Genomic DNA, 25688 nt, shown 5'->3' with positions numbered 1-25688 from the left:
TCCGGATCAGGCCGGCGCCACGCGCCGCTGGCGCCGGGTGGCGGCGCGCAGCACGATCAGCGCCAGGAGCGGGAACACCGCGCCGATCATGCCCAGGTCCGACACGTCGGCGAATTCCAGGACCCGCCCGCCGACCAGCGTGCCGAAGCCGATGCCGAAATAGACTGCCGAGGCGTTCAGCGCCAGGCTGAGCGGAGCGACGTCGGGCGCGAAACCGACCAGCCGGCTTGCCTGGGCCGGCGGAAAGGTCCAGCCGATGAAGCCCCACGGCACGATCACCGCGACCAGCAGCGGGCCCGCGATGTTGTCGGGGACGAATTTCATGATCGCCGAGAACGCCAGCGCGAACAGCGCCGCCACCAGCATCGAGCCGACCACGACCCGCGTCGCGCCCAGCCGGTCGGCCAGCCGGCCGCTGGCGTAGTTGCCCAGGATGGCGCCGATGCCGTAAGCGAGCAGGATCGCCGGCAGGTATTCGGGCGCCAGCCCCACCCCGTCGATGACGATCGGCCCGAGATAGGCAAGCACGGTGAAGCCGCCGGTCAGGTAGAGCAGCGTCACCAGGACACTCGCCATGATGCCTGGCCGGCGGATCACCATCAGCCTTTCGCCCAGCGAGGCATACGAGCCCGTCAGGTCGCGCGGCAGCCGCAGCCACAGCGCCGCGAGGCACAGCGCGCCGACTGCGGCAAGACCGTAAAAGGCTCCGCGCCAGCCGACGAAATGCGCCAGAAGCGAGCCGGCGGGCGCTCCGAAGGCCAGCGCGAAGGTGGTTCCGCCGACGACGACGGCAATCGCTGCGGCGCGCCGCTCGGGTCCGGCCAGCGACACGGCGGCCGCCTGGGCAGTGGCGGAAAACAGGCCGCCCGCCATGCCGATGATCACCTGTGCACCGAACAGCGGCAGGAAACCGGCGCTCAACGCGGCGGCAAGATTGCCGATGACGAAGGCGACCAGCGCCAGAGCGATGACAAGGCGACGGTCCATCGCCCCCGTCAGCGCCGAAAGGATCGGCGTGCCGATCGCATAGGCAAGCGAATAGGCGGAAATCAGATAGCCCGCCTGCGCCACCGTGACGCCCGTGTCGACAGCGATCAGCGGCAGCAGGCCGGCAAAGACGAAAGCGATCGTGCTGACGGCGAAAGCGCCGAGAGCCAGCAGGAAAAGACGTTTGTCCATTGCGGGCGGAAACCTTTGTTCAATATTATTTGAACTATTGAACTTAAGAGGCTCGGTGTCAATCGCCTTGCCGCGCATTCCTGACCACTCCTGTCCGCTCCTGCCAGTTTTGGCCAGCCTCCATGGAAATCGGCGCTTCGCCCTCGCAGCCACGGGCTGTCTTGCGGCGCGAACGATTGGGCGGACAGCCGCCCCATCCAGGTGGACGCGGGCCTCTCGCCTCTCAATCCCGCATCGCGTTTCGCTCAGGTCGGGATCAGCCCGGAAACCAGGCGGTCGCTCTCCCGCTCGCTCGCCGCCAGGCCGTTCGCCACGCCGCCACGGTCGGCCTCATTGCGGTTCTGGCTCATCTTGCGCTTGCCTTCGATGCGCGTGATCGGCAGGCGCAGGCCGACAATGCCGCGCAGTTGCGCCTTGACGAACGCCTCCGGCGCGTCCTCCACCGACCAGGGTTCGGCGCGCGGCGCCTCGTGCAGCGCGGTCAGCCGCCGCACCACGTCGAGCAGCCGGTCGGGGTCGTCGAAGAACTCGGCTTCGCCATAGGCATGCACCGCCACATAGTTCCAGGTCGGTACCACCTTGCCCGTCTCCCGCTTGGTGGCGTACCAGGACGGCGTGACATAGGCGTCCGGCCCCATGAACAGGGCCATCGCCTCGCCCACCGGCGGCAGCGTCCATTGCGGGTTGACCCGGGCCAGATGCCCGTAGAGCACGCCGTGCTCGCCCTCGCCGGCCTCGAGGAACAAGGGCAGCGGCGTCGACATCAGGCCGCCTGCCGTGGCGGTGACGAAATTGGCCAGCCGCGCCTGCCGCATCGTCTCGTGCAGGGCGGCGAAATCCTGTTCCTTGAAGGCGGGCGGCACATACATCGAGGGCTCCTTTGCGTCTATCGGCATCTCTCGCCGCCGGCCTGTCAACCACGTCCGGCGGCGCCCGGCCACAAACCAGCGAAAGCCTTGCCGTTCGGCTCTCCAGCGCCTTGCATTAGCGGCGGAATGTCTTACCTTCTTTGCATCATGCCGCCGCACCCCACCATAGACCAGATCAGCCTACCGAATGTACTGGCCGTTCTCGGCGATCACACGCGGCTGGCCATCCTGGGCGATCTGGCGCGCCGCGAAGGCACCGCGCTGACGTGTTCGAACTTCATCGACCTGGCTTCCAAGTCGAACCTTTCCTACCACTTCGCCAAGATGCGCGAGGCCGGCATCATCCGCGTCGAGCCGAGCGGCACGTCGCGGCTCATAACGCTGCGCCGCGACGATCTCGACGCCCGCTTCCCCGGCCTGCTGGACAGCATCATCGCCACGGCGATCACCCTGCCGCCGCCGGAAAAGCGCGTCGCAGCCAACACCTGAACTTCCGGTCGGTCACAGCCTCCCCCAGCAAAGGACAACACGCATATGGCATGGCTCTATCTCGGCGTTGCCGGACTTCTCGAAGTCGTTTGGGCAAGCTTCATGAAGGAATCGGAGGGGTTCACCCGCCTGGTTCCCACCGCGATCATGGCCGTCGCCATGATCGGCAGTTTCTGGCTGCTGGCTGTCGCCATGCGTTCCCTGCCGCTCGGCACCGCCTATGCCATCTGGACCGGCATCGGCGCCGTCGGCGCCTTCCTGGTCGGCATCGTCGTCATGGGCGAGCCGGTCACCGCCGGCCGCTTGTTCAGCGCCGCCCTGCTGCTCGCCGGCATGGTCGGCCTGAAGCTCACCTCCGGCCACTGAGTCTTTCGCTCAATCCAGGAGCCAGCGGAACTTCCGTTTCAACTCCGCCGTACCATTCGCGTCAAACCGGCGCGCCGCGCTGCGGTGGCCAAGGTCGCCACCGGGTCGCTCGATCTGCTCGGCCTCGGCCTTCACGCGGGGGCAGGCGAGTCGACAAGGTGCTGAAGGGTTTTCAACTGCACCCGAGAGGCATAGGGCATCGGCGCCGGTTGCCGGTCGTCAGCCGAGCCGCGCGGTGAGGATTTTCAGGCTGGCGGCACCGAACGCCACGGCGAAAGCCGCCTCCAGCCAGCGGCGCAGCCGCGCATAGCCGGCCACCATGGGCGGCATGGAAAACAGCACGGCATAGCCGAAAAACACGCAGGCGCTCTGCAGCCCGATGGCGACGATCACCACGGCCAGCGCCGAACCCGGCGCGCCGGGCGGCAACCCCAAAGAATAGAGCGCGCCGAAGAACAGGATCGCCTTCGGGTTGGTCAGGTGCAGCGCCAGCCCCTTGGCGTAAGCCGACCGAAGCGTCGGCACGGCGATCTGCCGTGGCTTCGCCTGGCCCGGCGTCAGCGCCGAGCGCGCCGATTTATAGGCGAGGTAGAGCAGATAGCAGGCGCCGAAATAGCGCATCGCCGTAAACGCCCAGCCACTTGCCAGCATCAGCGCGCCGAGGCCGAGCGCGGCGGCCAGCGACCACATCAAGGATCCGCTCAGGACGCCGGCGGCCAGCGCCAGGCCGAAACGCCGGCCATGCGCCATCGACGTTCCGGCGATCGTCAGCGTCGTCGGCCCCGGACTGCAGGTGGCGATCAGCGCCGCCAACAGGATCAGGGGCAGATGAAGATCGGTTTCCATGGCCGGAAGCTCGCACACCGCGGCCCTGCCGGCAACACGAAACCGGCGGCATGAAGGTCTCTCCGGTCCGCCGCGCTCAGCGCCGGAAAAGGTCCGATGAATTATACATGACTTTTATAATCATAATTTATTGCATCATTGCCTGTTTCCCCGTAGTCAAGGCGCCGACAGCGGCGCGGAGGGCGCGCTGCACGGGGTTTCGGCGCTGCTGTGGGCATCGCGTTTTCAGGATGGGGATCTTTCAATGGCACTGGCTTCTTGTCGTCCGTTAGCCTTCGGCACCGCCTTGGCGTTGCTTTGTCAATGCGGCATCGCCCTGGCACAGGAACAGGCAGCAGATGCCCAGGAAGGCGCGACGCTGCTTCCGCGGCTCGACGTCGGCGCCGGCGCCGAAAGCACCGCCGGCACCGATGTCCTGGCCGTCACGCCGCAGGACATGCAGCGCAAGAAACCCGCCGATCTGCGCGAGGTCTTTTCCGGCGAGCCGCAGATCGCCGTCGGCGGCGCCATCCCCGGCACGCAGAAGATCTACGTCAATGGCGTTGACGAAACCAACCTCGCCGTCACGGTCGACGGCTCGCGGCAGAACAACAAGGTGTTCCACCACAACGGCACCTACCTGCTCGACCCGGCGCTGCTGAAGGCCGTCACCGTCCAGGCCGGCGTCGCGCCCGCCGATGCCGGCCCCGCCGCGCTCGGCGGTTCGATCGGTTTTGAAACCAAGGACGCCACCGACCTGCTGGAGCCCGGCCGCAACTTCGGCGGCTTCGTCACGGGCGCCTGGGACACCAACAGCGAGACCTTCGTCACCGGCGCCAGCGTTTACGGCATGCAGGACGGCTTCGAATATCTCGGCTATTTGAACTTCGGCAAGGGCGGCAATTTCACCGCCGGCAATGGCGAGGAGATGCTCGGCACCGGCACGAACCTCCTGAGCGGCCTCGGGAAGATCGCCTACGAGACCCTGGACGGCAACCGCTTCGAACTGAGCCACGAGCAGGTCCGCGACGACGCGCTGCGTCCCTACCGCGCCAACGCCTACATCAACATCCGCAACGAGCCGATCCTGCGCAATTACGAGCTCAACCGCCAGAACACCGTCTTCACCTACACCGACACCGCGCCCGAAGGCTGGCTCGACCCGAAAGTGGTCATTGCCTACAGCCGCACCAGGGTCGAGACCCCGGTCTTCGACCGCGCCACGGGCGAGATCATCGCCCCGGCCATCGGCGAGACCAGCAGCCTGAACGGCAAGGTCGAGAACAAGTTCGCCGTCGATCTGGGCAGCGTCACCGCCGGCTTCGATTTCTACAGCGACCGCGCCAAGCTCGCCTACGACGCCGTTCCGCCCGAATTCCCCCACGAGCGCGCCAGCAATGTCGGCGCCTATGCGCAAGCCCGCCTCGAGCCGTTCGACCGTGCGCGCATCTCCTTCGGCGGCCGCCTCGACCACCAATGGTTCACCGGCGTCGACGGCACGGACTTCTCCAATGCCGGCGTCAGCGGCAATGTTTCGGGCGAATACGACATCGTCCCCGATTTCCTCACCGCAAAGGCCGGCGTCTCGCATGTCTGGGGCGGCATCCCGCTGGCCGAGAACTTCATCCAGAATCCCGCCTGGACCTATGACGGCGACCCAGACCCCGTGACCGCCAACAACTACACTGCCGGCCTGGAGGCGCGCTTCGCGGGGCTGACGCTCGAAGCCAACATCTTCCAGTCGGACATCAGCAATGCCCGCTTTCCCAACGCCGGCAACGCGCTTCGCAATTTCGATCTGCGCTCGCGCGGCTGGGAGGTCGGCGCCGGATACGAATGGGATGCCGGTTTCGTCAGCGTCAAATATGCCGACATCCGCGCCGATGTCGGCGGCGTGACCGCCGATTCCGAGGTCGGCCGCTACCTGACCACACCACTCGGCCAGATCATCATGATCGGCGGCGGCTACACTTTCCATGATTGGGGATTGAAGGTCGGTGGCGACGTCGAGATCGCCCTCAAATACGACGCGACCTTGACCCGGCATCCGAACGAACCCGCCTCGCCGAAACGCGCCCTGCCCGGCTATCAGGTGGTCAATGCCTTCGTCGAATACACGCCGCCCTCGCATAAGAACTTCACCCTGCGCGCCGACGTCCGCAACCTGTTCGACGAGACCTACACCAGCCGCGCCAGCTACGGCCAGGATTTCGACGGCGTGAAGCCGCATTACGCGCCGGGTCGCTCCTTCCGTCTCAGCGCCACCATGCGCTTCTGATCACCTGAAACGGCGTTCGGCACGGCCGCGGCGGTTGCGATGAAGCCGCGGCCATACCGTGCTGTCCCGACCGCTTGGCCAGCCACTGGTGCAAGACTTCACCCAAACGTCATTTTCGGGGTTCCGTAGCCCGCCGCCATTGCCTATAAGGCCGGCTTAGCCCGACAATTTTCGCTTGGCCCTCCCGCGCGCGCGGAGTGGCGCCTTGCGCACGCACCACGAAACGGAACCCGCATGCCAAAACGCACCGACATCAAGTCGATCCTGATCATCGGGGCCGGCCCCATCGTCATCGGCCAGGCTTGCGAGTTCGACTATTCCGGCACCCAGGCCGTCAAGGCGCTGAAGGAAGAGGGTTTCCGCGTCGTCCTGGTCAACTCCAACCCGGCCACCATCATGACCGATCCGGAGCTGGCCGACGCCACCTATATCGAGCCCATCACGCCGGAAGTGGTCGCCAAGATCATCGCCAAGGAGCGGCCCGACGCCCTGCTGCCGACCATGGGCGGCCAGACGGCCCTCAACACCGCTTTGTCGTTGCGCCGCATGGGCGTCCTGGAACGCTACAATGTCGAGATGATCGGCGCCCAGCCCGACGCCATCGACAAGGCCGAGGACCGCGCCCTGTTCCGCGAGGCGATGGCCAAAATCGGCCTGGAGACGCCACGCTCCATGCTGGCCAACGCCACCGACGTGAAGAACGCCGACCGCCAGCAGCACGAGGCGCGCCGCCGCGAACTGAAGGAAAGCCTGGCGGACGAAGCCCTCGACGCCGGCCTCGACCAGTTGGAAAACGACTGGAACCTCGGCGAGGGCGACCGCAAGCAGCGCTACATGAACCACGCCATGGGCATCGCCGCGCAGGCGCTCGACCATGTCGGCCTGCCGGCCATCATCCGCCCCTCCTTCACGCTCGGCGGCACCGGCGGCGGCATCGCCTACAACCGCACGGAGTTCTTCGACATCGTCCAGTCGGGCCTCGACGCCTCGCCGACCACCGAGGTGCTGATCGAGGAATCGATCCTCGGCTGGAAGGAATATGAAATGGAGGTCGTCCGCGATCGCGCGGACAATTGCATCATCATCTGCTCGATCGAGAACGTCGATCCGATGGGCGTCCACACGGGCGATTCCATCACCGTCGCGCCGGCCCTGACGCTGACCGACAAGGAATACCAGATGATGCGCAACGCCTCCATCGCCGTGCTGCGCGAGATCGGCGTCGAGACCGGCGGCTCCAACGTCCAGTTCGCCGTCAACCCGGCCGATGGCCGCCTCGTCGTCATCGAGATGAACCCGCGCGTCTCGCGTTCCTCCGCCCTGGCGTCGAAGGCCACCGGCTTCCCCATCGCCAAGGTCGCGGCGAAACTCGCCATTGGCTACACGCTCGACGAACTGGAAAACGACATCACCGGCGGCGCCACGCCGGCCAGCTTCGAGCCGTCCATCGACTATGTCGTCACCAAGATCCCGCGCTTCGCCTTCGAGAAATTTCCTGGCTCCGAGCCAATCCTCTCGACGGCCATGAAATCGGTCGGCGAGGTCATGGCCATCGGCCGCACCTTCGCCGAGAGCCTGCAAAAGGCCCTGCGCGGCCTGGAGACCGGCCTCACCGGTCTCGACGAGATCGAGATTCCCGGCTACGCCGCCGATGGCGACCCGTCGGAAAACAAGAACGCCATCCGCGCCGCACTTGGCCGCGCGACGCCCGACCGGCTGCGCATGGTCGCCGAGGCGATCCGCATGGGCACCAGCCTGGAAGACGTCCACGCCATGTGCCAGATCGATCCCTGGTTCCTGGAGCAGATCGCCGCCATCCTCGCCATGGAAGCCCGCATCCGTGAGCACGGCCTGCCGGAGGATGCGCAGAATCTGCGCATGCTGAAGGCCATGGGCTTCTCCGATGCCCGCCTCGCCTCTCTGACGAAGAAAGAGACGGAAGAGATTCAAAAGCAACGTCATTCGCTTGCCGTCCACCCGGTCTTCAAGCGCATCGACACCTGCGCCGCCGAATTCGCCGCGCCCACCGCCTATATGTACTCGACCTACGAGACGCCCTTTGCCGGCGAGATGGCCGACGAAGCGCGCGTTTCCGACCGGAAGAAGGTCGTCATCCTCGGCGGCGGGCCGAACCGCATCGGCCAGGGCATCGAGTTCGACTATTGCTGCTGCCATGCGGCCTTTGCACTGGCCGACGCCGGCTATGAATCGATCATGGTCAACTGCAACCCGGAGACCGTCTCCACCGACTACGACACCTCCGACCGCCTCTATTTCGAGCCGCTGACCCCCGAGGACGTGCTGGAGATCCTGCGCGCCGAGCAGGCCGACGGCACGCTGGTCGGCGTCATCGTCCAGTTCGGCGGCCAGACGCCGCTGAAACTCGCCGAGGCGCTGGAAAAGGCCGGCATCCCGATCCTCGGCACCGCGCCCGACATGATCGACCTCGCCGAGGACCGCGACCGTTTCCAGAAGCTGCTTACGAAACTCGGCCTGAAACAGCCGAAAAACGGCATCGCCTATTCCGTCGAGCAGGCGCGCGTCATCGCCTCCGAGCTCGGCTTCCCCCTGGTCGTGCGCCCGTCCTACGTTCTGGGCGGCCGCGCCATGCAGATCGTCCACGACGAAAGCCAATTGCAGACCTATCTGCTCGACGTGGTTCCCGGCCTGGTGCCGGAGGAGATCCGCCAAAAGTATCCCGCCGACAAGACCGGCCAGATCAACACGCTGTTGTCGAAGAACCCGCTTCTGTTCGACACCTATCTGACCGAGGCGATCGAGGTCGATGTCGACTGCCTTTCCGACGGCCACGAAACCTTCGTGTCCGGCATCATGGAGCATATCGAGGAGGCCGGCATCCATTCGGGCGACAGCGCCTGTTCGCTGCCCGTCCATTCGCTCACGCCCGAGCTGGTCGATGAGCTGGAGCGCCAGACGGCGGCGCTCGCCCGCGCACTCAATGTCGGCGGCTTGATGAACGTGCAATACGCCGTCAAGAACGGCGAGGTCTACGTTCTCGAGGTCAATCCGCGCGCCTCGCGCACCGTGCCCTTCGTGGCGAAGACCATCGGCAAGCCGATCGCCAAGATCGCCGCCCGCATCATGGCCGGCGAGAGCCTGGAAAACGCCTTTGCCCATTACGGCGCCATGCCAGACATCCGCAATCCGGGCCACATCGCCGTCAAGGAAGCGGTCTTCCCCTTCGCCCGCTTCCCCGGCGTCGACACGCTGCTCGGCCCCGAGATGAAATCCACCGGCGAGGTGATGGGCCTCGACTACGACTACGCGCTCGCCTTCGCCAAGGCGCAGCTCGGCGCCGGCGTCGACCTGCCCCGCTCGGGCACGCTGTTCGTCGCCGTGCGCGACGAGGACAAGCCGCGCGTCCTGCCGGCCGTCAAGCGCCTGGCCGATCTCGGCTTCAAGGTGCTCGCCACCAGCGGCACCGCCCGCTACCTGCGCGAAAACGGCGTCGAGGCCGAAAAGATCAACAAGGTGCTGGAGGGCCGCCCGCACATCGAGGATGCCATCCGCAACCGCCAGGTGCAGCTCGTCTTCAACACCACGGACGGCCAGAAGGCGGTGTCGGATTCAAAATCGTTGCGCCGCGCGACGCTGATGCAGAAGGTGCCCTATTACACAACCATGGCCGGCGCCGAGGCCGTGGCGGAGGCGATTGCGGCGCTGAAGGCCGGGAGCCTCGAGGTCAGGCCGCTTCAGAGCTATTTCTGATCGGCCCGGGCCGGGGCCGATCCCCGGCCCGGGCCGCCTGCACGGAATTGTCTGCGATAGGCCAGCGGTGAAATCGAAAACGCTTCGACGAAACGCTGCCGCATGGTGACCGGCGAACCGAAGCCCGCCGCATCCGAAACCGCTTCAATTCTCTGATCGGTGGTTTCAAGAAGCCGCTGCACCATTGCAAGGCGTTGCGTCAGCACCCATTGCGAAACCGTGCTGCCCCTGGCTTTCAGAAAGCGTCGCGAAAAATTGCGCCGGCTCATCGCCGCCCTTCCCGCCAGATCGTCCAGCCCCAGGGGCTCGTGCAGATTCTCCAGCGCCCATTGCAGCGACTTCTCGAAGCGCCCGCCCGAAAACGCCTCCGGCAATGGTTGCTCGATATATTGCGCCTGCCCGCCGCTTCTGTGCGGAGCAACCACCATGCGGCGCGCCACCCGGTTGGCGACCGCGGCCCCGTGATCCCTGCGCAGAAGATGAAGGCAGCAATCGATGGCTGCGGCGGTCCCCGCTGACGTCAGAATATCGCCGTCTTCCACATAAAGTGCGGCACGGTCGAGCTCAACATCCGAAAAGCGTTGCGCGAAATCCTCCGCGAACACCCAGTGCGTGGACGCACGCCGCCCGTCCAGAATGCCCGCTTCGGCCAGAACGAATGCTCCGACACAAAGGCCGACCATGCGCGCACCCCGCTTGTGCGCCGACTGCAATGCCGCCAGAAGACGCGCCGAGGGGAGCGTCTGCGGATTGGGCCAGGCGGGAATGATCACCGTGTCCGCATCCTCAAGCGCGCCAAGATCATGCTTGATGAGCAATGAAAACCCCGAAAGGGTTTCGACCTTCCCGATCCTCTCGGCACAGACCGTGAGGGCGTAGCGCGGCGCTCCCAGCCGCGGCAGATCGTCTGCGAACACCATGCACGGCACCGACAGATGAAATGGGCTGACGCCGTCATAAGCGACGACAGTGACCCGGTGTGTGCTCATGCGTTGGGACATGGCCCGTTTCCATCGTTCTTTGTCATTCAGGCCAGTTGCGGCGAACAGTTTCCTAAACGAATTTGCCTTTGACGACAACTTGCCTGGTTCACCCCCCGCGAACGGGCACAATTGACCTCATCAACAAGGACATTCGTAGCAAAATGAAGGCACATGACACGATTCGCACCATGACCGGCGCCAGGGTAAGAACCGGCTTTGACACCACGAAAACCGCCCTCATGGTCATCGATTTTCAGAACGAGTATTTCTCCGGCCGCATGCCGATCCCAAACGGCACCGCAGCTCTTTCGAACGCAAAGCGCCTGGTCGAATGGGCGGATGAACACGGTATGCCGGTCTACCACGTCCAGCATGTGACACCGCCCGGCGCACCGATATTCGCCGAAGGCGGCGACACGGTCGGTTTTCATCCCGACATCGCGCCGGCCCCGCATCACAAGATTGTTCGCAAGACCTCGGTGAGTGTCTTTCCGACGACGAACATCGACGAACAGCTCAAGAATGCAAACATCGAAACCCTCGTCATCGCCGGTCTGATGACCCATGCCTGCGTTTCCGGCGCTGCCCGGGACGCCGTTCCGCTCGGCTACGAGGTGGTCGTTGCCTCCGATGCCTGCGCAACGCGTGACATCACCGGTCCGGACGGCAAGACCATGCCGCATGAGTCGCTGCACAGCGCTTCGCTGGTCACCCTGTCCGACACGTTTGCGGAGATTCTCGACACAAACGCCGTCCTATCCCTGTCGCCAACCGGCGCATGAAGCACAAGACAGTGCCCACAATCCAGGTGAGCCGGAACATTTGCCGGCTTACCAGAACTGCGGCAAAGCGCAGCACTGAAAGCCAATGCCCCAAATTTAACAGAAGATGGGTAAACAAGCTTGACAGGAGATGAATAAACTATATAAACAGCTGCTGTATATTTCCGTTTACATCGAATACTTTAGCACGAGTGGCTGGAACCGATGCGGATGATTTGGACTGCAAACGGGGCGGGACGGACGCCGGCACTCTGGAACTGAGCCCGCTTGAAGCGCATCCTCTCCCGGGCTGTCAATCGCTCGCGATGCGCCAGGACAAACGATCATGAGGGATACCCTCAAGAAGTTCAGGGCATCGCACGTCATTCTTTTGCTGATCGCGGCGATACTTGCCGCGCGACTGGCAGATATGGCGCTTCTGCCTCTGATGGATACAACAGAGGCACGTTATGGGGAAATGGCCCGCAAGATGGCCCTTCTCGGCGATTGGATAACGCCCTGGGCCGATGATGGCGTGCCGTTCTGGGGCAAACCGCCCCTGGCCTTCTGGATCACTGCACTGAGCTTTCGCCTCTTCGGCGTTTCTGAATTTACCGCCCGCCTGCCGCACTTCCTGTGCGCCCTGCTGATTGGCGCCATGGTGTGGGACCTCGCGCGCCGGCAATATGGTGCACGTGCGGCACTCTTGTCCGCCTCCGTGCTGACGGGTTCTGCCCTGTTCCTCGTATCCTCGGGCGCCGTCATGACCGACACGGCCCTCGTGCTTGGCACGACGGGTGCGATGTACGGTTTCTGGCTTGCGCTCAATGATCCATCCCTTGCACTGCGCCAACGCGGCGCCTGGGTGTTCTTCACCGGCATCGCCATAGGCCTGCTCGCCAAGGGCCCGCTGACATTCGTCCTCGCCGGGCTGCCGCTCTTCATCTGGGTCACCCTGGCGCGCAAATGGAAGGAAACGTTCCAGAATCTACCATGGATTCTGGGCGCCCTCTTCGTCGCCGCCCTGGTTCTGCCCTGGTACATTCTCGCAGAGGAAAAGACGCCGGGCTTCCTCGACTATTTCATCGTCGGCGAGCACTGGAGCCGCTTCATGGTGCCCGGCTGGAAGGGCGACCTGTATGGCACCGCTCACCGCTATCCACCCGGCACGATCTGGCTGTTCAGCCTGCTGGCTCTCCTGCCCTGGTCGATCTCGCTGTTTGTCGGCGCCTGGCAGTCACGCGGTGAGACGCCATCGAGCGAGAAACCGGCCGATGCCTCATGGACCCGCTACCTGCTCCCGTGGGCGCTGCTGCCACTGATCTTCTTCACTGCCGCGCGCAACATAATTTGGACCTATGCGCTTCCCTCATTGCCGGCCGCGGCGCTGCTGCTCGGCGGCTGGATGGCGCAACGGTCGCGGAAATCGGAAATTTGGGCCATTGTCGGCCTCTCGATCGTAATTTGCCTGGTGGCCGGCGCCGGCATCGGCGCGGCCCTGTTTCCGAACCTGCTTGACCGTTCGACGGCCAAATCCGTCGCCCAAGCCTATATGCGTTACAAGTACGAGCAGGATCAGCCCCTGTTCTTCGTGACCCACCGCCCGTTTTCAGCGAGTTTTTACACGCTCGATCAGGCACGTCTCGTCAATGCAATGGGCGACATCGCCGCAAACCTGGCAAGCCCCGGCGGTTACCTCGCCGTTCCGGTGAGCTTCATGGCCAAGTTCGTGAAGCCGGATGATCTGGAGATCGAATACGACCTCGGCCGCTTTGGTGAATACGAGCTGTTGCACCTGCACCGCATCACAAATCCGCATGACGGCGAACGCACGCCATTGGCCCCCGCCGACTGACATCGGGCCCACGATGAGCTTGAAATCGAGGTTGGCCGCCCTTTATTCGCGCCGATAAAGCCAAAGCACCACGGGCGCCAGCAACACCGTCAGCAGCGCCGGCGCCGCAAGTGCCAGAAGCACCTCCCCACCGCTTGCCGTGCCGGCCATCAGCCCGCGCAGCGCCGTCGTCATATGCGACACCGGATTGTTGTTGACGAAGGCCTGCAGCCAGCCGGGCATGGTCTCGGGCCGCACCATGATGTTGGAGGCGAAGACCAGCGGGAAGATGAAGGTGAAGCCGATCGTCATCACCGTCATCGGCGTGCGGATCAGAAGGCCGAGCACGATGAAGATCCAGCCCGTGCCGAAGCCGATCGCCAGGAGAAGCAGGAACGAGGCGATCACGCCCGGCACCCCCGCCTCCGGCCGGAAGCCGAGAATCAGGCCGATGGTCAGGATGATCATGCCGGCGATCAGATGGCGCAGGACATCGCCGACCATCAAGCCGGCGAACGGCGACAGCGACCAGATCGGCAGCGAGCGAAACCGCTCGAACAGGCCCTTCGACAGATCGGTCGACAGGCCCATGCCGGAATAGACCGAGTTGAACACCACGGTCTGCACCAGAATGCCGGGCAGGAAGAATTGCAGATAGTCGCCCGTCGACCCCGCCAGCGCGCCGCCGAACACGAAGGTGAACAGCAGCGTGAACATCAGCGGCGTCATCACCAGGTCGAACAATTGCTCGGGCACATGCTTGAACTTCAGGATCGCCCGCCAGCCGAACACCAGCGCATTGGAAAAGCCCGAGGGCTGTGGCGGGCGGGCGACGTTGGACAGGGTCGCGGGGGACAGGGCCGCCGGGGACAGGGTCGAGCTGATCTCGCTCATAGGACATCCTCCTTCTTCTCGTCTTCCAGCGGCTGGCCGGTCAGGGCGAAAAACACCTCGTCGAGGCTGGGCGATCCCATCGAGAAATCGGCAAGCTCGATGCCTTCGGCGATCAGTGCGGCCAGCGCCTCGTTGGCCGCCTTGGGCGAGCCGGCGACGATGGACAATTGCGCGCCCTCGGCGCTGCGCTGCACGGTGTTGTTCAGGTGTCTGGCCAAAAGCGCCTCCGCCTTGTCGAGCAGCAGCGGGTCGGCCAGCGCCACATGCAGGAAGCCCGAGCCGATCGCCGATTTCAGCTCGCGGCTCGTTCCCTCGGCGATCTTCTTGCCGTGATCGATGACGGCGATGCGCGCGGCAAGCTGGTCCGCTTCCTCCAGGTACTGCGTCGTCAGGAGGATGGTGACGCCCGATTGCGCCAGCGCGCGGATCATCGTCCACACGCCCTGCCGCGCCTTCGGATCGAGACCGGTGGTCGGCTCGTCGAGAAACAGGACGCCCGGCGTGACGATCAGCGAGGCGGCAATGTCGAGCCGGCGCCGCATGCCGCCGGAATAGGATTTGACCTGCTTCTTCGCGGCATCCGCAAGCTCGAAGGCGGCGAGCAATTCGTCGGCGCGCGCCTTAGCCCGCCGGCCGGCAAAGCCCCACAGCCTGGCCAGCATGATGAGATTCTCGCGCCCCGTCAGATCCTCGTCGAGCGAGGCGAACTGCCCGGTCATCGCGATCGCCCCGCGCACTGCGTGCGGTGCGGCGTTCAGATCATGGTCCATGATCAGGGCCGAGCCCGCGTCCGGCTTCTGCAGCGTGGCGAGAATGCGGATCAGTGTCGTCTTGCCCGCGCCATTGGGGCCGAGAACGGCAAAAATCATGCCGCGCGGCACGTCGAGGTCGATCCCGTCGACCGCCTTCACGTCGCCGAAATGCTTGACGAGCCCGCGCACGGAAATGGCCAGCGGCGCGGTTTCGCGGACCAGCGACAGCGTGTGCGCCGGCGTTGCATCGTTCATCGTGTATCCTCCAGAGAAAGCTGCCCCGTTATCAAGACGGCGCAGCTCTTCACAATCCGACAGCTCAAATCCGGTCGTCGCAAACCTGAGCGCCCGAAATTCGATAGCGCGGAGACATACACCACCTTGGGTGGTTTCTTGAAGCTGGCGGGAACGGGCGGGAACGCCCTGCTGACATCTCCTGCCGCTTGAGCCGGATCAGTCGCGCAGGCCGGTTTCCCGCAGAATGCCCTTGCGCTTGGCGTCATAGTAATAGCCGCGTGCGTAGAAGCGCACCGCCTGATCCTCGTTGCCGCCGGCCGTCAGATAGGCGCCGCGCAGATACTTGACGGCGTATTTGAGGTTGGTTTCCGCGTCGAGCAGCCCCGCTGCTGTCCCGCGATACCCCATGGTCCGCGCCGTATCGTGGCGGATCTGCATAAGCCCCCAGTAGATGCGGTTGCGCGCCGACGGATCGAAATTGCTCTCGCGCTTGACGACGCGCCGCACCAGGCGCTCGGGGACCTGATAGTGGGCGGCATAGCGGGCGATGAGCGCATCGAGTTCGGCGCTGCGCGGCGCAACCGGTTTCGCCCGGCTGCCAGCCTCCAGCGCCGTCAGCGCGGCGGAGGGTGGCCGCTGGCCGGCAAAGGCCTCGGGCGGCGCATCGCCGCCGATCTCATCGTCCTGTTCGGCGACGAGGCTGTTGGCGACCAATGTCGTTTCCGCCGTCTCGGCAACCGCCTCCGTCTTGGCGACGGGCGCAGCAACCGAGGCCGCATTCGTCGTGCAGCCTGCCGCAAGCGGCAGGGCGATCAATGCGCCAAAAGCAAGGAATCTGGAAAACAAGGCCAAGAGCGTTCCGTCCAATCCATCACGCCTCCGCCCGGACGGGTTCTAGCCTGCCCGGCCATTCCTGGCAATCGCTGTCAGCAGATTGCGGCGTTCACTCTTTGTACCAGGACGAATCGGTGCTAAGGTCGGGCGCTGTTCAACGCACCGGATGATCCCCGCATGTCTGCGCCCGGCCATCATGTCTTCGAAACCGATCTCGGCTTTTGCGGCGCCGGCTGGACGGCCGATGGCCTTGCCCGCTTCATCCTGCCCACGGCCGAGCCGTCCATGGTTTCGAGCCAGATCGCAAAGCGCCTGCCTGCCTCGCGGGAAAGCCGGCCGGACGGCGCGATGGCGGACCTGGTCGCGGCTGCCCGCCGTTATTTCAGCGGCAGCCAGGAAGATTTCTCCGAAGTGCCGCTCGACCTGGCCGGCGTCGATCCCTTCCGCCGCGCGCTTTACGCGGCGATGCGCCGGCTCGCCTATGGCGAAACCATCACCTATGGCGGACTGTGCGCCGCGGCCGGCTTCCCCAATGCCGCCCGCGAGACGGGCATGGCGATGGGGCGCAATCCGGTTCCGCTCATCATCCCCTGTCACCGGGTGCTGGCCGCCGGCGGCAAGATCGGCGGCTTCTCGGCGCCCGGCGGCGTCGCCACGAAGCAGAAGATGCTGGCGCTGGAAGGCGCGCGCTCGCCGAATGCGGAACCGGCCCAGGCCAGCTTCGCTTTTTAGCGCTCTGGTTGAATCGCACCTCTTGCGCACCTGAATGCAGCGCGCATAATGATTATGATTCGGGACTGGTTTTTTCCGTGAATCGACACATTCTTGCCGCCAGCTGGCCATCTTGCCGGCGGCATTTCCGTTCAGCGTTTGGTGTACCGCGTCAGGAAAATGAGATCCGACAGGGATTGTCTCATGCACCACTCTGCCGACAACGGCATCAAGAACCGACTGATCGATCCTCGCTCGATGACGACGGAAGTTCTGCGTCTTTTGGGAAGCGGCGTATCGAAGGACCGCGTCGCGGTGGAATTGTCGCGCCTGTTCTACGTCGATATCGACTTGCTGAACGCGGTGCTGCGCGCGCTGCCGAAGCAAGCCGCTCAACCCGCCGGCGGCAGCGAAGACGTCCATCGACCGCCAGCCGGCGAGAAGGATCGCGCCGCGGCGTGAATGCCGATAGAGCGCCGTGCGTCCATTTGGATGCTACATAAGGACGCTCTACCGCTTTGAATCTATGCATCGTGCTTTCCGAAAATCGATTCCGATTTTCGGGCCGATGCAATAGCGTGGCGAAAGCCGCAACAATCGGCCGGCGCGGCGAAACAGCGCTTCAATCGCCGCGGGCAACACGCTCGCGCAGCGGCACGATAACCGCGCCGGGGTCGCGGAAGAACCGTTCGATGTCCAGCGGCTGCGGATCGAGCGCAACGCCGGCCAGCGCCGGCCTGCCCAGCAAAAACCCCTGCACCAGATCGGCGCCCACGGCGCGCGCCACGTTCAATTGCTCGGCGGTCTCGATGCCCTTGATCAGCACCTGGGCGCCGTCGCGCTGCAATCCGCCGATCAGCTTGGCCAGGAGCCGTGTCGCCGCCGCGATGCCGGCGATGCGGCGAAACCAACCGCCGTCGATCTTCACCACATTCGGCCGGATGCGCTGGATGCGGTCGAGCACCGAATGCCCGGGGCCGAAATCGTCGATTGCCAATCTGAACCCGTTGGCGTGCAGCGTCTCCACGAGACGCGCCGGAACGTCTTCATGGCGCATGTCGCGCGCGATAAACCCGCAGAACACCAGTTCGGGGGCGAGGTCGACTTCAGCGGCGAGCGTCGCCATGAAACCCATTTGCGCGATGGCTTCGTCCCAGCCGCCCTGCGCCCCGGTATCGCAATTGAGATGAAGCTGCAGATGGTCGCCGCCGATGTGCTGGTAATTGCCGATATGCAGTGCCCGGCACAGCGCTTTGACCGCCCCCTGCTGCTCCACGGGGACCGTCGCCAGAAATGCGTCGGGCGCCACCGGCTCCAGGTCGAGCCGCGGCTGCACGAAGGCCTCCACGCCAACCGGCATCAACTGTGTCTGCGACAGGCGAAAGATCGGCTGGTAGACGGATTTGAGGCGATAGGGTCCGCACAAGCCGGTCTCCAGGCCGATCTCGTCGACGATGATCGAGCCCTCCGGAAGGCCCGGCACGGTGAATCCCGCCATGGCCTCAGGCTCCGCGCCGGCCGAACACGCGACCCGAACGCCCGGTCTGCGGCTGCGACACCGGTGCTTCCGGTTCGTCGCGCACCGCTGCTGCCAGGGCCGGGCGCGCCAGCATCTCGCGGCGCACGGTTTCGCGTGCCATCTTGAATTCGTTGAACGCCGTCGGCGCCAATTGCGGTCGGGCCAGCGCGAAACCCTGCACCATCGACACGCCGCACTGTTCGGCAAGCTCCACCTGATGGCCGTTTTCGATGCCCTCGAAAACCGTCCGTATGTTTTGTTTCGCGAAGGCGCGAACCATGTCGGTCAACAGCGCCAGCCCCGGAGCGGACCCGAGCAGCCGCCCGGTCCATTCCCCGTCGAACTTGACGATGTCGGGACCCAGCGCCTCGATGCGCCGCATGTCCGAACTCTCGGCGCCGTAGTCGTCGACCGCGACCCGGTGGCCGAAGGCCTTCAGCGCCATGACGAAATCGAGCAGCGTTGCATCCGAGCGGGTCTCCTGCTCGGTGATTTCACAGACGACGCGCCCCGCTTCGATGCCCGCCTCGTTGAGAACGATCTGCGTGTCGCGCAGCGCGCTTTTAGCGGCGGCCGCATCGGTGAAATGGGAAGGGTCGAAATTGACGAACAGCGAGGCCTCCGGATCGAGCCCCGAATTGGCCGCCGCACCCGCGTTCAGCAGATGCAGGGTCCGCGCCAGGGTTTCGACGTGAAACCGGTCGACCTCCGGCACACTGGAAAAGAAGATGCCGGGCGACACCGGCTGTCCGTCGCGAAACGGCCGCGCCAGCCCTTCATAGGCCGTTGCCAGGAGCCTGCCCTCGCGAAACGAGAAGATCGGCTGAAAGGCGCTTTTCAGCGTATATGCGCCCCATACGCCGACAGCCGTGCCGTCCGGCTGGCGGATGATGTGGGCCAGGCCGATGCTGCGCGGCATGCTACGCTTCCTCAATCGCCGTGAATCAATCGCCGGCAGACTGGCATTGAACGCCTTTATTGGCCGTTAACGGTCTGGTTCAACCGCCGGATATGGGTTGCATCTTGCGATTTTCCGCGCGATCGGACATGTAAGGCGACGCTGGACACAGCGTAAATCTCACCGGAACCGGAGCTTCCATCATGGCTTTCCTCGCCGACGCACTTTCACGCGTAAAACCCTCTGCGACCATTGCGGTCTCCCAGAAGGCACGCGAACTGAAAAACCAGGGCCGCGACATCATCGGGCTTGGCGCGGGCGAGCCGGATTTCGACACGCCGGACAATGTCAAGAACGCCGCCATGGACGCCATCCGGCGCGGGGAAACCAAATACACGCCGGTTTCCGGTATCCAGCCGCTGCGCGAGGCCATTGCCGCCAAGTTCAAGCGCGAGAACAATCTCGATTATGACTGGAAGCAGACGATCGTCGCCACGGGCGGCAAGCAGGTCTTGTTCAACGCGCTGATGGCGACGCTGAATGCCGGCGACGAAGTGGTCATCCCGCGCCCCTACTGGGTCAGCTACCCCGAAATGGTGTCGCTGTGCGGCGGCACGCCAGTGTTTGCCGAGACGACCATCGACAATGGTTTCAAGCTGACGGCCGCAGCGCTCGCAAAGGCGATCACGCCGAAGACCAAATGGCTGATCATGAACTCGCCGTCCAACCCGTCGGGCGCCGCCTACACCAAGGACGAGCTGCGCGCCCTGGCCGACGTGCTGCTTGCCCATCCGCAGGTCTGGGTCCTGACCGACGACATGTACGAGCACCTGACCTATGGCGATTTCAAGTTCCACACCATCGCCGAGGTGGAGCCGAAACTGATCGACCGCACGCTGACCATGAACGGCGTGTCGAAAGCCTATGCCATGACCGGCTGGCGCATCGGCTATGCGGCCGGCCCCATCGAGCTGATCAAGGCCATGGACATGATCCAGGGGCAGCAGACCTCGGGCGCCTGCAGCATCGCCCAATGGGCGGCGGTCGAGGCGCTCAACGGTCCACAGGATTTCGTCGCCAGGAACAAGGCGATCTTCCAGGGCCGCCGCGATCTCGTCGTCTCGATGCTCAACCAGGCGCGTGGCATCGATTGCCCGGTGCCGGAAGGCGCATTCTACGTCTACCCGTCCTGCGCCGAGCTGGTTGGCAAGACAGCGCCTTCGGGCAAGGTGATCGGCGGTGACGAGGATTTCGTCTCCGAGCTTCTCGAGGCCGAGGGCGTCGCCGTGGTGCATGGATCGGCCTTTGGCCTCGGGCCGAATTTCCGCATCTCCTATGCCACGTCGGAAACGCTGCTCGAACAGGCTTGCGAACGCATCCAGCGCTTCACCGCCTCGCTCAAATAGACGTATCCGAACTTGAAAAACTGTTGCGCCGCGAAAATCGATTCTGATTTTCGGGCCGGCGCAACAGTCTTAACGCCCCGTTAACATTTGATCCTGTTTTGTCCTTATCAAAGGATTCGAGGAGCAAGTGGGGGCATGAGCATTCTCGCCACCGTCCATAAACATGGCGGCCCGGTTTACATTGGCGTTCAATCGCTTCTTGTCTCGGGCACGGCGATGGCTGCTCTGGCCCTCTTCCTGGCGCCACGGGAAAATGCCGTCACCGGCTGGCTGATGATCGTCTGCCTGGCGTTGACCCTGGCCGGCGTGGCGCTCCTCGATTACCTCAAGCGCAGCGTCACCGACCGCCTGCGCCGCGCCGCCCATGTCGAAGCGCAGCGGCACAGACTCACCGAGACGGATCTCTTGACCGGCGCCCTGACGCGCGGACGCTTTCTCGACGAGCTGACCGCCAGCGTCGGCACCTTGACCAAGCCGCGCCGCATCATGCTGATGCTCGTCGATGTCGACCATTTCAAGCAGCTCAATGACGGTTTCGGCCATCAGTTCGGCGACGAGGCGCTGGCGCATCTGGTCGCCTGCGCCCGTCATTGCTTCCCCGATTGCACGATCGGCCGGCTGGGCGGCGACGAATTCGCCATCCTGATGCATGGCAACGACCTCGATCGCTGCCGCACGCGCGCCGAAAAACTGCTCGCCATGCTGCAGCGTGGCCGTTCCAGCGAGGGTCACCAGGTGCCCCTCAGCGCATCGATCGGCATCGCCGTCGCCCCGCAGCACGCCAGCAGCGCCAAGGAACTGCCTCTCCTGGCCGACCTTGCCCTTTACGAAAGCAAGGGCGCCGGGCGCGGTCGCGTCACCGTCTTCGATCCCGACATGCTGTCGGAGAAGCGCCAGCGCCGCTTCATGGAGCGTGAGCTGCGCGCCGCAATCTACCTCAACGAACTGGAACTGCACTACCAGCCGGTGACCAATGCCGACCGCTCGCGGTTTGCCGTCGAGGGCCTGGTGCGCTGGCGGCATCCGGCGCGCGGCATGATCTCGCCGGGCGAATTCGTTCCGATCGCCGAGCGGTCGAGCCTGATCGACCTGCTGGGCGAATGGGTGTTCCGCCGCGCGTGCCGGGACATCGATCATTTTGCGGACTGCCGCATCAGCATCAACATATCCGGCGAACAGTTGAAGCGCGACGGGCTGGTGCAGATGCTCGCCCGCGTGCTGGACGAAACCGGCAACAGCGCCGGGCACTTCATCCTCGAAATCACCGAAACGGTCGCCACGGCCGCCACGCCGGAAATCATCGGCCGCATCGAAAAGCTGCGCGCCATGGGTTTCCACGTGGCGCTCGACGATTTCGGCACCGGCCATTGCGGCTTCAACTACATCAAGACGCTGCCCATCGATTCCATCAAGATCGACCGCAGCTACATCCGCAATCTGGGCGACGACCGCATCGCCCAGGTGTTCGTCTCCGCGCTTACCCAGATCGCCCGCATCCAGGGGTTGACGATCGTCGCCGAGGGCATCGAGACCGAGATGGAATTCCAGCTGGCGCGCGCCGCCGGCTGCAACCGCTTCCAGGGTTTCCTGCTCGGCAGGCCCGTCCCGCTTGCCTCCGCCGATGAACTGCGGCGCGAAACTGCAAAGCCACCGCTCGCCCTCATCGCCTGAGGCCCCGCCTCTTGCCCAAAAGCCCAAGCCGTGTGACGATGTTTTCCGGGGAAAGACGGCGCATCGGCATTGGATGCCGCGTACGGATCTCTATCGGGGCCGAACAGCGTCCCGGGCCATCCGCACCGCGCCGTGACCGCGCGACGGCCGCAGGGCCGGCCGCCGCTCATGGAAACGCGTGAGAGGAGGCCGGCAGGCATGGGAAAACGTGCAGGAGACAGAAGCAGCGGACCGAAATGCATCGCCATTATCGGTCCGTTCGCCAGCGGCAAGACAACCCTTCTGGAAGCCATACTGGAGCGCACCGGCGCCATCGCCAAACAGGCCAGGACCGGTTCCGGCAACACGGTCGGCGATCACTCGGCTGAAGCCAAGGCGCACCAGATGAGCACCGAGGCGACCGTCGCCACGACCCGCTTCATGGATGAAAGCCTGACCTTCGTCGATTGCCCCGGCTCGGTCGAGTTCGCCTTCGAGGCCGATCCTGTTCTGGCCGCCGCCGATCTCGCCGTGGTGGTGACGGAACCGGATGACAAGAAGATCGCCGCACTGCAATTGATCCTGCACAAGCTCGATGCGCTGGGCATTCCGCGCATGCTGTTCCTGAACAAGATCGAGAACGCCGCCCTGGGCGTGCGCGACACGCTGAAGATGCTCCAGCCGGCCAGCGCCGCCCCCCTGCTCCTGCGCCAGATAGCATTGCGCCAGGACGGCATCGTCATGGGCTCCATCGACCTGGCCCTGGAGCGCGCCTACGTCTACCGCGAGCACGCCGCCAGCGAGATCGCCCCCATTCCGAACGATGACAAGGCGCGCGAGGTCGAGGCCCGCTTCTCGATGCTGGAAACGCTTGCCGACCATGACGACGCGCTGATGGAACAATTGCTGGAGGAGATCGAACCGCCGCGCGACGCCGTGTTCGACGACCTTGCCGCCGACCTGCGCGACGGCGCGGTGACGCCCGTGCTGATCGGTTCCGCCGAGAAGGGCCACGGCATCTTGCGCCTTCTGAAGGCGATCCGCCACGACGCGCCTGACGTGGTCGCGACCCGCGCACGGCTCGGCCTGAAGGACACCGGGGATACCGTCGTTCAGGTGGTCAAGACCATCCACACGCCGCATGGCGGAAAACTGTCGGTCGCCCGTGTTCTGGCCGGCACGCTCACCGACGCCACGGAATTACGCGGCGACGGGGCCAGCGCAAAGGTGTCCGGTCTCTACGACCTTCTCGGCACCGGCCAGACCAAGCGCGCCCGGGCCGACGCCGGTGAAACCGTCGCGCTCGGCAAGCTCGACGGTGTCGGCACCGGCGACACGTTGACCAGCGGCAAGACGGCGCTTGCGCCGCTCGCCGCCCTCGAACCGCCGCAACCGGTCTATGCGGCAGCGCTGCGCCCGCGCGAACGCAAGGACGAGGCGAAGTTGTCGCTCGCCCTGCAGAAACTGATCGAGGAAGACCCGTCTCTTGCCCTGGAACAACGCCAGGAAACCGGCGAGACCGTTCTTTCGGGCCATGGAGAGATGCATTTGCGCGTCACCCGTGAGCGGCTGGAGGGAAAATACCAGATTCCGGTCGATGTCGGCGCCCCCAGCATCCCCTATCGCGAAACGATCCGCAAAGGCACCACGCAGCGCGGCCGCCATAAGAAGCAGTCGGGCGGGCACGGCCAGTTCGGCGACGTCGTCATCGATATCCGCCCCCTGCCCCGCGGCTCCGGCTTCGAATTCACCGACACCATCACCGGCGGCGTGGTGCCGAAGCAGTACATTCCCTCGGTCGAGGCCGGCGTGCGCGATTATCTGAAATGCGGCCCCCTCGGCTTCCCCGTCGTCGATCTGGCGGTCAATTTGTCGGACGGCTCCTACCATACGGTGGATTCCTCCGACATGGCGTTCCAGCTCGCCGGCCGGCTGGCGATGAAGGAAGGCCTGCCCGGCTGCTCCTCGGTTCTGCTCGAACCCGTTCTCAAGGTTGAGATTTACACGCCCTCCGACGCCACGGCCCGCATCACGGCCATCGTTTCACAGCGGCGGGGGCAAATTCTCGGCTTCGATGCCCGCCCCGGCTGGTCCGGCTGGGATGTGGTGGAAGCGATGATGCCGGAATCTGAAACCGGCAATCTGATCATCGAACTGCGTTCGGCAACCGCTGGTGTCGCCAGCTACCGCGCCAGGTTCGACCATATGGCCGAGCTCACCGGCAGGCTGGCGGATGAAGCGATGAACGGGCACGGCAAGGCCGCCTGAAGCCGGTTGGCGCTCCACTCCGCTCTGACCGGGGAGCCGAAGCAAAAAAAAGCCGGATCGCGAAGATCCGGCTCAAGTCATTGGAAGTGCCAATTAAGGCGAAACCTCCAGAGGGGAACACTCGCGGGGGCAAATGGGAGGAGAACGCCCCCGGGAGTGCCTTTGATATGGGCAATAGCAGCCCAAATAACAACCACATGTTTTTGCAACTCACCCATGCAAAAATGCATGCCAATGCATATGTCTGCCGGCAATGCCCCGATCAGAACGCCCAGCTGCGCGACTTCGAGATCAAAAAGTCCCGGAAAGCATGGAGTTTGGCCTGGTTTTTCATCACGGTCGGATAGCAGAAATAGGTGTCGAACGAGGGCACGGCGGTCTCCGGCATCAGCTGCACGAGGTCGTTGCTCTTGCCCACCATGTAGTCAGGCAGCATCGCAATGCCCGCTCCACGCTGCACCGCGAGCTTTATCGACAGGATATTGTTGATCTGCAGCGTAGCGATTCGCTTCGATCCTTCGGGCCGTCCGGCGGTCTCCAGCCAGTTCATGTCGCTCAGATGCGCCGGCACCGCCTCGCCGAACGTGACGATGCGGTGTTCGTCGAGATCGCCGATCGAAACCGGTTTGCCGTAGCGGTTCACATAGGAGGGCGAGGCGAAAAGATGGAAATGCACGGTAAACAGCTTGCGCTGGATCAGGTCCGGCTGCTGCGGCTGGCGCATGCGGATGGCGCAGTCGGCCTGCCGCATGGTCAGGTCCAGCTCCTCATTGTCGAGGATCAGTTGCAGCTGGATGTCGGGAAACAGCTCGACGAACTCCGGCAGCCGCTCGGTCAGCCATCCCGTGCCGAGGCCGACCGTCGTCGAAACCTTCAGCAGGCCCGACGGGCGGTCCTTGGCCTCCGTCAGCCGCACGCGCACGCTTTCCAGCTGCATCAGCACGTCATGCGCCGTCCGGTAGAGCATCTCGCCCTGCTCGGTCAGCACCAGCCCGCGCGCATGCCGGTGGAACAGCGGCACGCCCACCTCCAGCTCCAGCGCGCTGACCTGCCGCGAAATGGCCGACTGCGATAGATGCAGCGTTTCGGCGGCATGCGTAAACGAGCCGGCCTCTGCGGCGGCGTGAAAAACCCTGAGTTTATCCCAGTCCAACGCCTCGTTCTCCTCTGTCAGGCGTGTGTCCCGTATATGAGGCGTGTATCGCC

21 protein-coding genes are annotated in these 25688 nt (G+C 64.6%); 11 read left to right on the top strand and 10 right to left on the bottom strand.

Annotated elements, in window-relative coordinates; genetic code table 11:
- Positions 1 to 6: 6 nt before the first annotated feature.
- Together AB843_RS16790 and AB843_RS16785 are read right to left on the bottom strand one after the other, a co-directional pair.
- A complete protein-coding gene (locus AB843_RS16790) occupies positions 7 to 1179 on the bottom strand; it encodes an MFS transporter (RefSeq protein ID WP_048648040.1) in 1173 nt (390 codons plus the stop codon).
- Between the two features lie 245 nt (positions 1180 to 1424).
- Positions 1425 to 2048: an FMN-binding negative transcriptional regulator gene (locus AB843_RS16785; RefSeq protein WP_048648039.1), complete on the bottom strand. Its 624-nt coding sequence runs from the start codon at positions 2046 to 2048 to the stop codon at positions 1425 to 1427.
- A 144-nt stretch (positions 2049 to 2192) separates the two neighbouring features.
- On the opposite strand from AB843_RS16785, the gene AB843_RS16780 reads away from it, so the two are divergent.
- Both AB843_RS16780 and AB843_RS16775 read left to right on the top strand, forming a co-directional pair.
- Complete coding sequence (locus AB843_RS16780) at positions 2193 to 2537, top strand: ArsR/SmtB family transcription factor (protein WP_162230646.1); 345 nt, start codon at positions 2193 to 2195, stop codon at positions 2535 to 2537.
- A 45-nt stretch (positions 2538 to 2582) separates the two neighbouring features.
- A complete protein-coding gene (locus AB843_RS16775; protein ID WP_048648038.1) occupies positions 2583 to 2903 on the top strand; it encodes a DMT family transporter in 321 nt (106 codons plus the stop codon).
- 219 nt (positions 2904 to 3122) lie between these two features.
- Here the strand turns inward: AB843_RS16775 and AB843_RS16770 are convergent, their stop codons facing one another.
- Entirely contained in the window at positions 3123 to 3749 is a 627-nt protein-coding gene (locus AB843_RS16770) for a LysE family translocator (protein ID WP_048648167.1), read from the bottom strand.
- Positions 3750 to 3993: 244 nt separating this feature from the next.
- On the opposite strand from AB843_RS16770, the gene AB843_RS16765 reads away from it, so the two are divergent.
- The gene (locus AB843_RS16765) at positions 3994 to 6006 is read left to right on the top strand and encodes a TonB-dependent receptor domain-containing protein (RefSeq protein WP_048648037.1); all 2013 of its coding nucleotides are present in this window, start codon (positions 3994 to 3996) and stop codon (positions 6004 to 6006) included.
- Between the two features lie 234 nt (positions 6007 to 6240).
- Entirely contained in the window at positions 6241 to 9735 is a 3495-nt protein-coding gene (carB, locus tag AB843_RS16760; protein WP_048648036.1) for a carbamoyl-phosphate synthase large subunit, read from the top strand.
- Here carB and AB843_RS16755 read toward each other — a convergent pair.
- The gene (locus AB843_RS16755; protein ID WP_244468009.1) at positions 9726 to 10847 is read right to left on the bottom strand and encodes a GlxA family transcriptional regulator; all 1122 of its coding nucleotides are present in this window, start codon (positions 10845 to 10847) and stop codon (positions 9726 to 9728) included. The two genes, carB and AB843_RS16755, sit on opposite strands and share 10 nt — an antisense overlap.
- Before the next feature lie 32 nt (positions 10848 to 10879).
- On the opposite strand from AB843_RS16755, the gene AB843_RS16750 reads away from it, so the two are divergent.
- On the top strand, positions 10880 to 11500 hold the full coding sequence (locus tag AB843_RS16750; RefSeq protein WP_048648034.1) for a cysteine hydrolase family protein: 621 nt from the start codon (positions 10880 to 10882) through the stop codon (positions 11498 to 11500).
- Between the two features lie 325 nt (positions 11501 to 11825).
- Entirely contained in the window at positions 11826 to 13334 is a 1509-nt protein-coding gene (locus tag AB843_RS16745; protein ID WP_048648033.1) for an ArnT family glycosyltransferase, read from the top strand.
- Positions 13335 to 13376: 42 nt separating this feature from the next.
- On the opposite strand, the gene AB843_RS16740 is transcribed toward AB843_RS16745, so the two are convergent.
- The 3 genes from AB843_RS16740 to AB843_RS16730 form a co-directional block, all read right to left on the bottom strand.
- Entirely contained in the window at positions 13377 to 14207 is an 831-nt protein-coding gene (locus AB843_RS16740) for an ABC transporter permease (RefSeq protein ID WP_048648032.1), read from the bottom strand.
- Positions 14204 to 15214, bottom strand: coding sequence for an ATP-binding cassette domain-containing protein (locus AB843_RS16735; RefSeq protein WP_048648031.1), 1011 nt, complete (start codon positions 15212 to 15214; stop codon positions 14204 to 14206). The genes AB843_RS16740 and AB843_RS16735 overlap by 4 nt, the downstream gene beginning before the upstream one ends.
- 198 nt (positions 15215 to 15412) lie before the next feature.
- Entirely contained in the window at positions 15413 to 16042 is a 630-nt protein-coding gene (locus tag AB843_RS16730) for a lytic transglycosylase domain-containing protein (RefSeq protein WP_053086144.1), read from the bottom strand.
- 165 nt (positions 16043 to 16207) lie between these two features.
- Between AB843_RS16730 and AB843_RS16725 the strand changes: the two genes are divergently transcribed.
- The gene (locus AB843_RS16725) at positions 16208 to 16762 is read left to right on the top strand and encodes a methylated-DNA--[protein]-cysteine S-methyltransferase (RefSeq protein ID WP_048648029.1); all 555 of its coding nucleotides are present in this window, start codon (positions 16208 to 16210) and stop codon (positions 16760 to 16762) included.
- 183 nt (positions 16763 to 16945) lie between these two features.
- Entirely contained in the window at positions 16946 to 17203 is a 258-nt protein-coding gene (locus AB843_RS16720; RefSeq protein ID WP_048648028.1) for a hypothetical protein, read from the top strand.
- A gap of 160 nt (positions 17204 to 17363) precedes the next feature.
- Here the strand turns inward: AB843_RS16720 and AB843_RS16715 are convergent, their stop codons facing one another.
- Together AB843_RS16715 and AB843_RS16710 are read right to left on the bottom strand one after the other, a co-directional pair.
- Positions 17364 to 18239 carry an EAL domain-containing protein gene (locus tag AB843_RS16715; RefSeq protein ID WP_048648027.1) on the bottom strand — a complete coding sequence of 292 codons (876 nt, stop codon included), beginning with the start codon at positions 18237 to 18239 and terminating at the stop codon, positions 17364 to 17366.
- 4 nt (positions 18240 to 18243) lie between these two features.
- A complete protein-coding gene (locus AB843_RS16710) occupies positions 18244 to 19179 on the bottom strand; it encodes an EAL domain-containing protein (protein WP_048648026.1) in 936 nt (311 codons plus the stop codon).
- 182 nt (positions 19180 to 19361) lie between these two features.
- On the opposite strand from AB843_RS16710, the gene AB843_RS16705 reads away from it, so the two are divergent.
- From AB843_RS16705 to AB843_RS16695, 3 genes are all read left to right on the top strand, one after another.
- A complete protein-coding gene (locus AB843_RS16705; protein WP_048648025.1) occupies positions 19362 to 20564 on the top strand; it encodes a pyridoxal phosphate-dependent aminotransferase in 1203 nt (400 codons plus the stop codon).
- Positions 20565 to 20699: 135 nt separating this feature from the next.
- Entirely contained in the window at positions 20700 to 22235 is a 1536-nt protein-coding gene (locus tag AB843_RS16700; RefSeq protein ID WP_048648024.1) for a putative bifunctional diguanylate cyclase/phosphodiesterase, read from the top strand.
- Positions 22236 to 22433: 198 nt separating this feature from the next.
- Positions 22434 to 24482 (top strand): elongation factor G, encoded by a 2049-nt coding sequence (locus tag AB843_RS16695; protein ID WP_048648023.1) that lies wholly within the window; start codon positions 22434 to 22436, stop codon positions 24480 to 24482.
- A 262-nt stretch (positions 24483 to 24744) separates the two neighbouring features.
- Here AB843_RS16695 and AB843_RS16690 read toward each other — a convergent pair whose 3' ends face one another.
- The gene (locus AB843_RS16690; protein ID WP_048648022.1) at positions 24745 to 25635 is read right to left on the bottom strand and encodes a LysR family transcriptional regulator; all 891 of its coding nucleotides are present in this window, start codon (positions 25633 to 25635) and stop codon (positions 24745 to 24747) included.
- Between the last annotated feature and the right edge of the window lie 53 nt (positions 25636 to 25688).

The sequence above is a fragment of the Nitratireductor soli genome, from assembly GCF_001050155.1.
GTDB classification, from domain to species: domain Bacteria; phylum Pseudomonadota; class Alphaproteobacteria; order Rhizobiales; family Rhizobiaceae; genus Nitratireductor; species Nitratireductor soli.
This window is presented reverse-complemented; position numbering and strand designations above follow the sequence as displayed.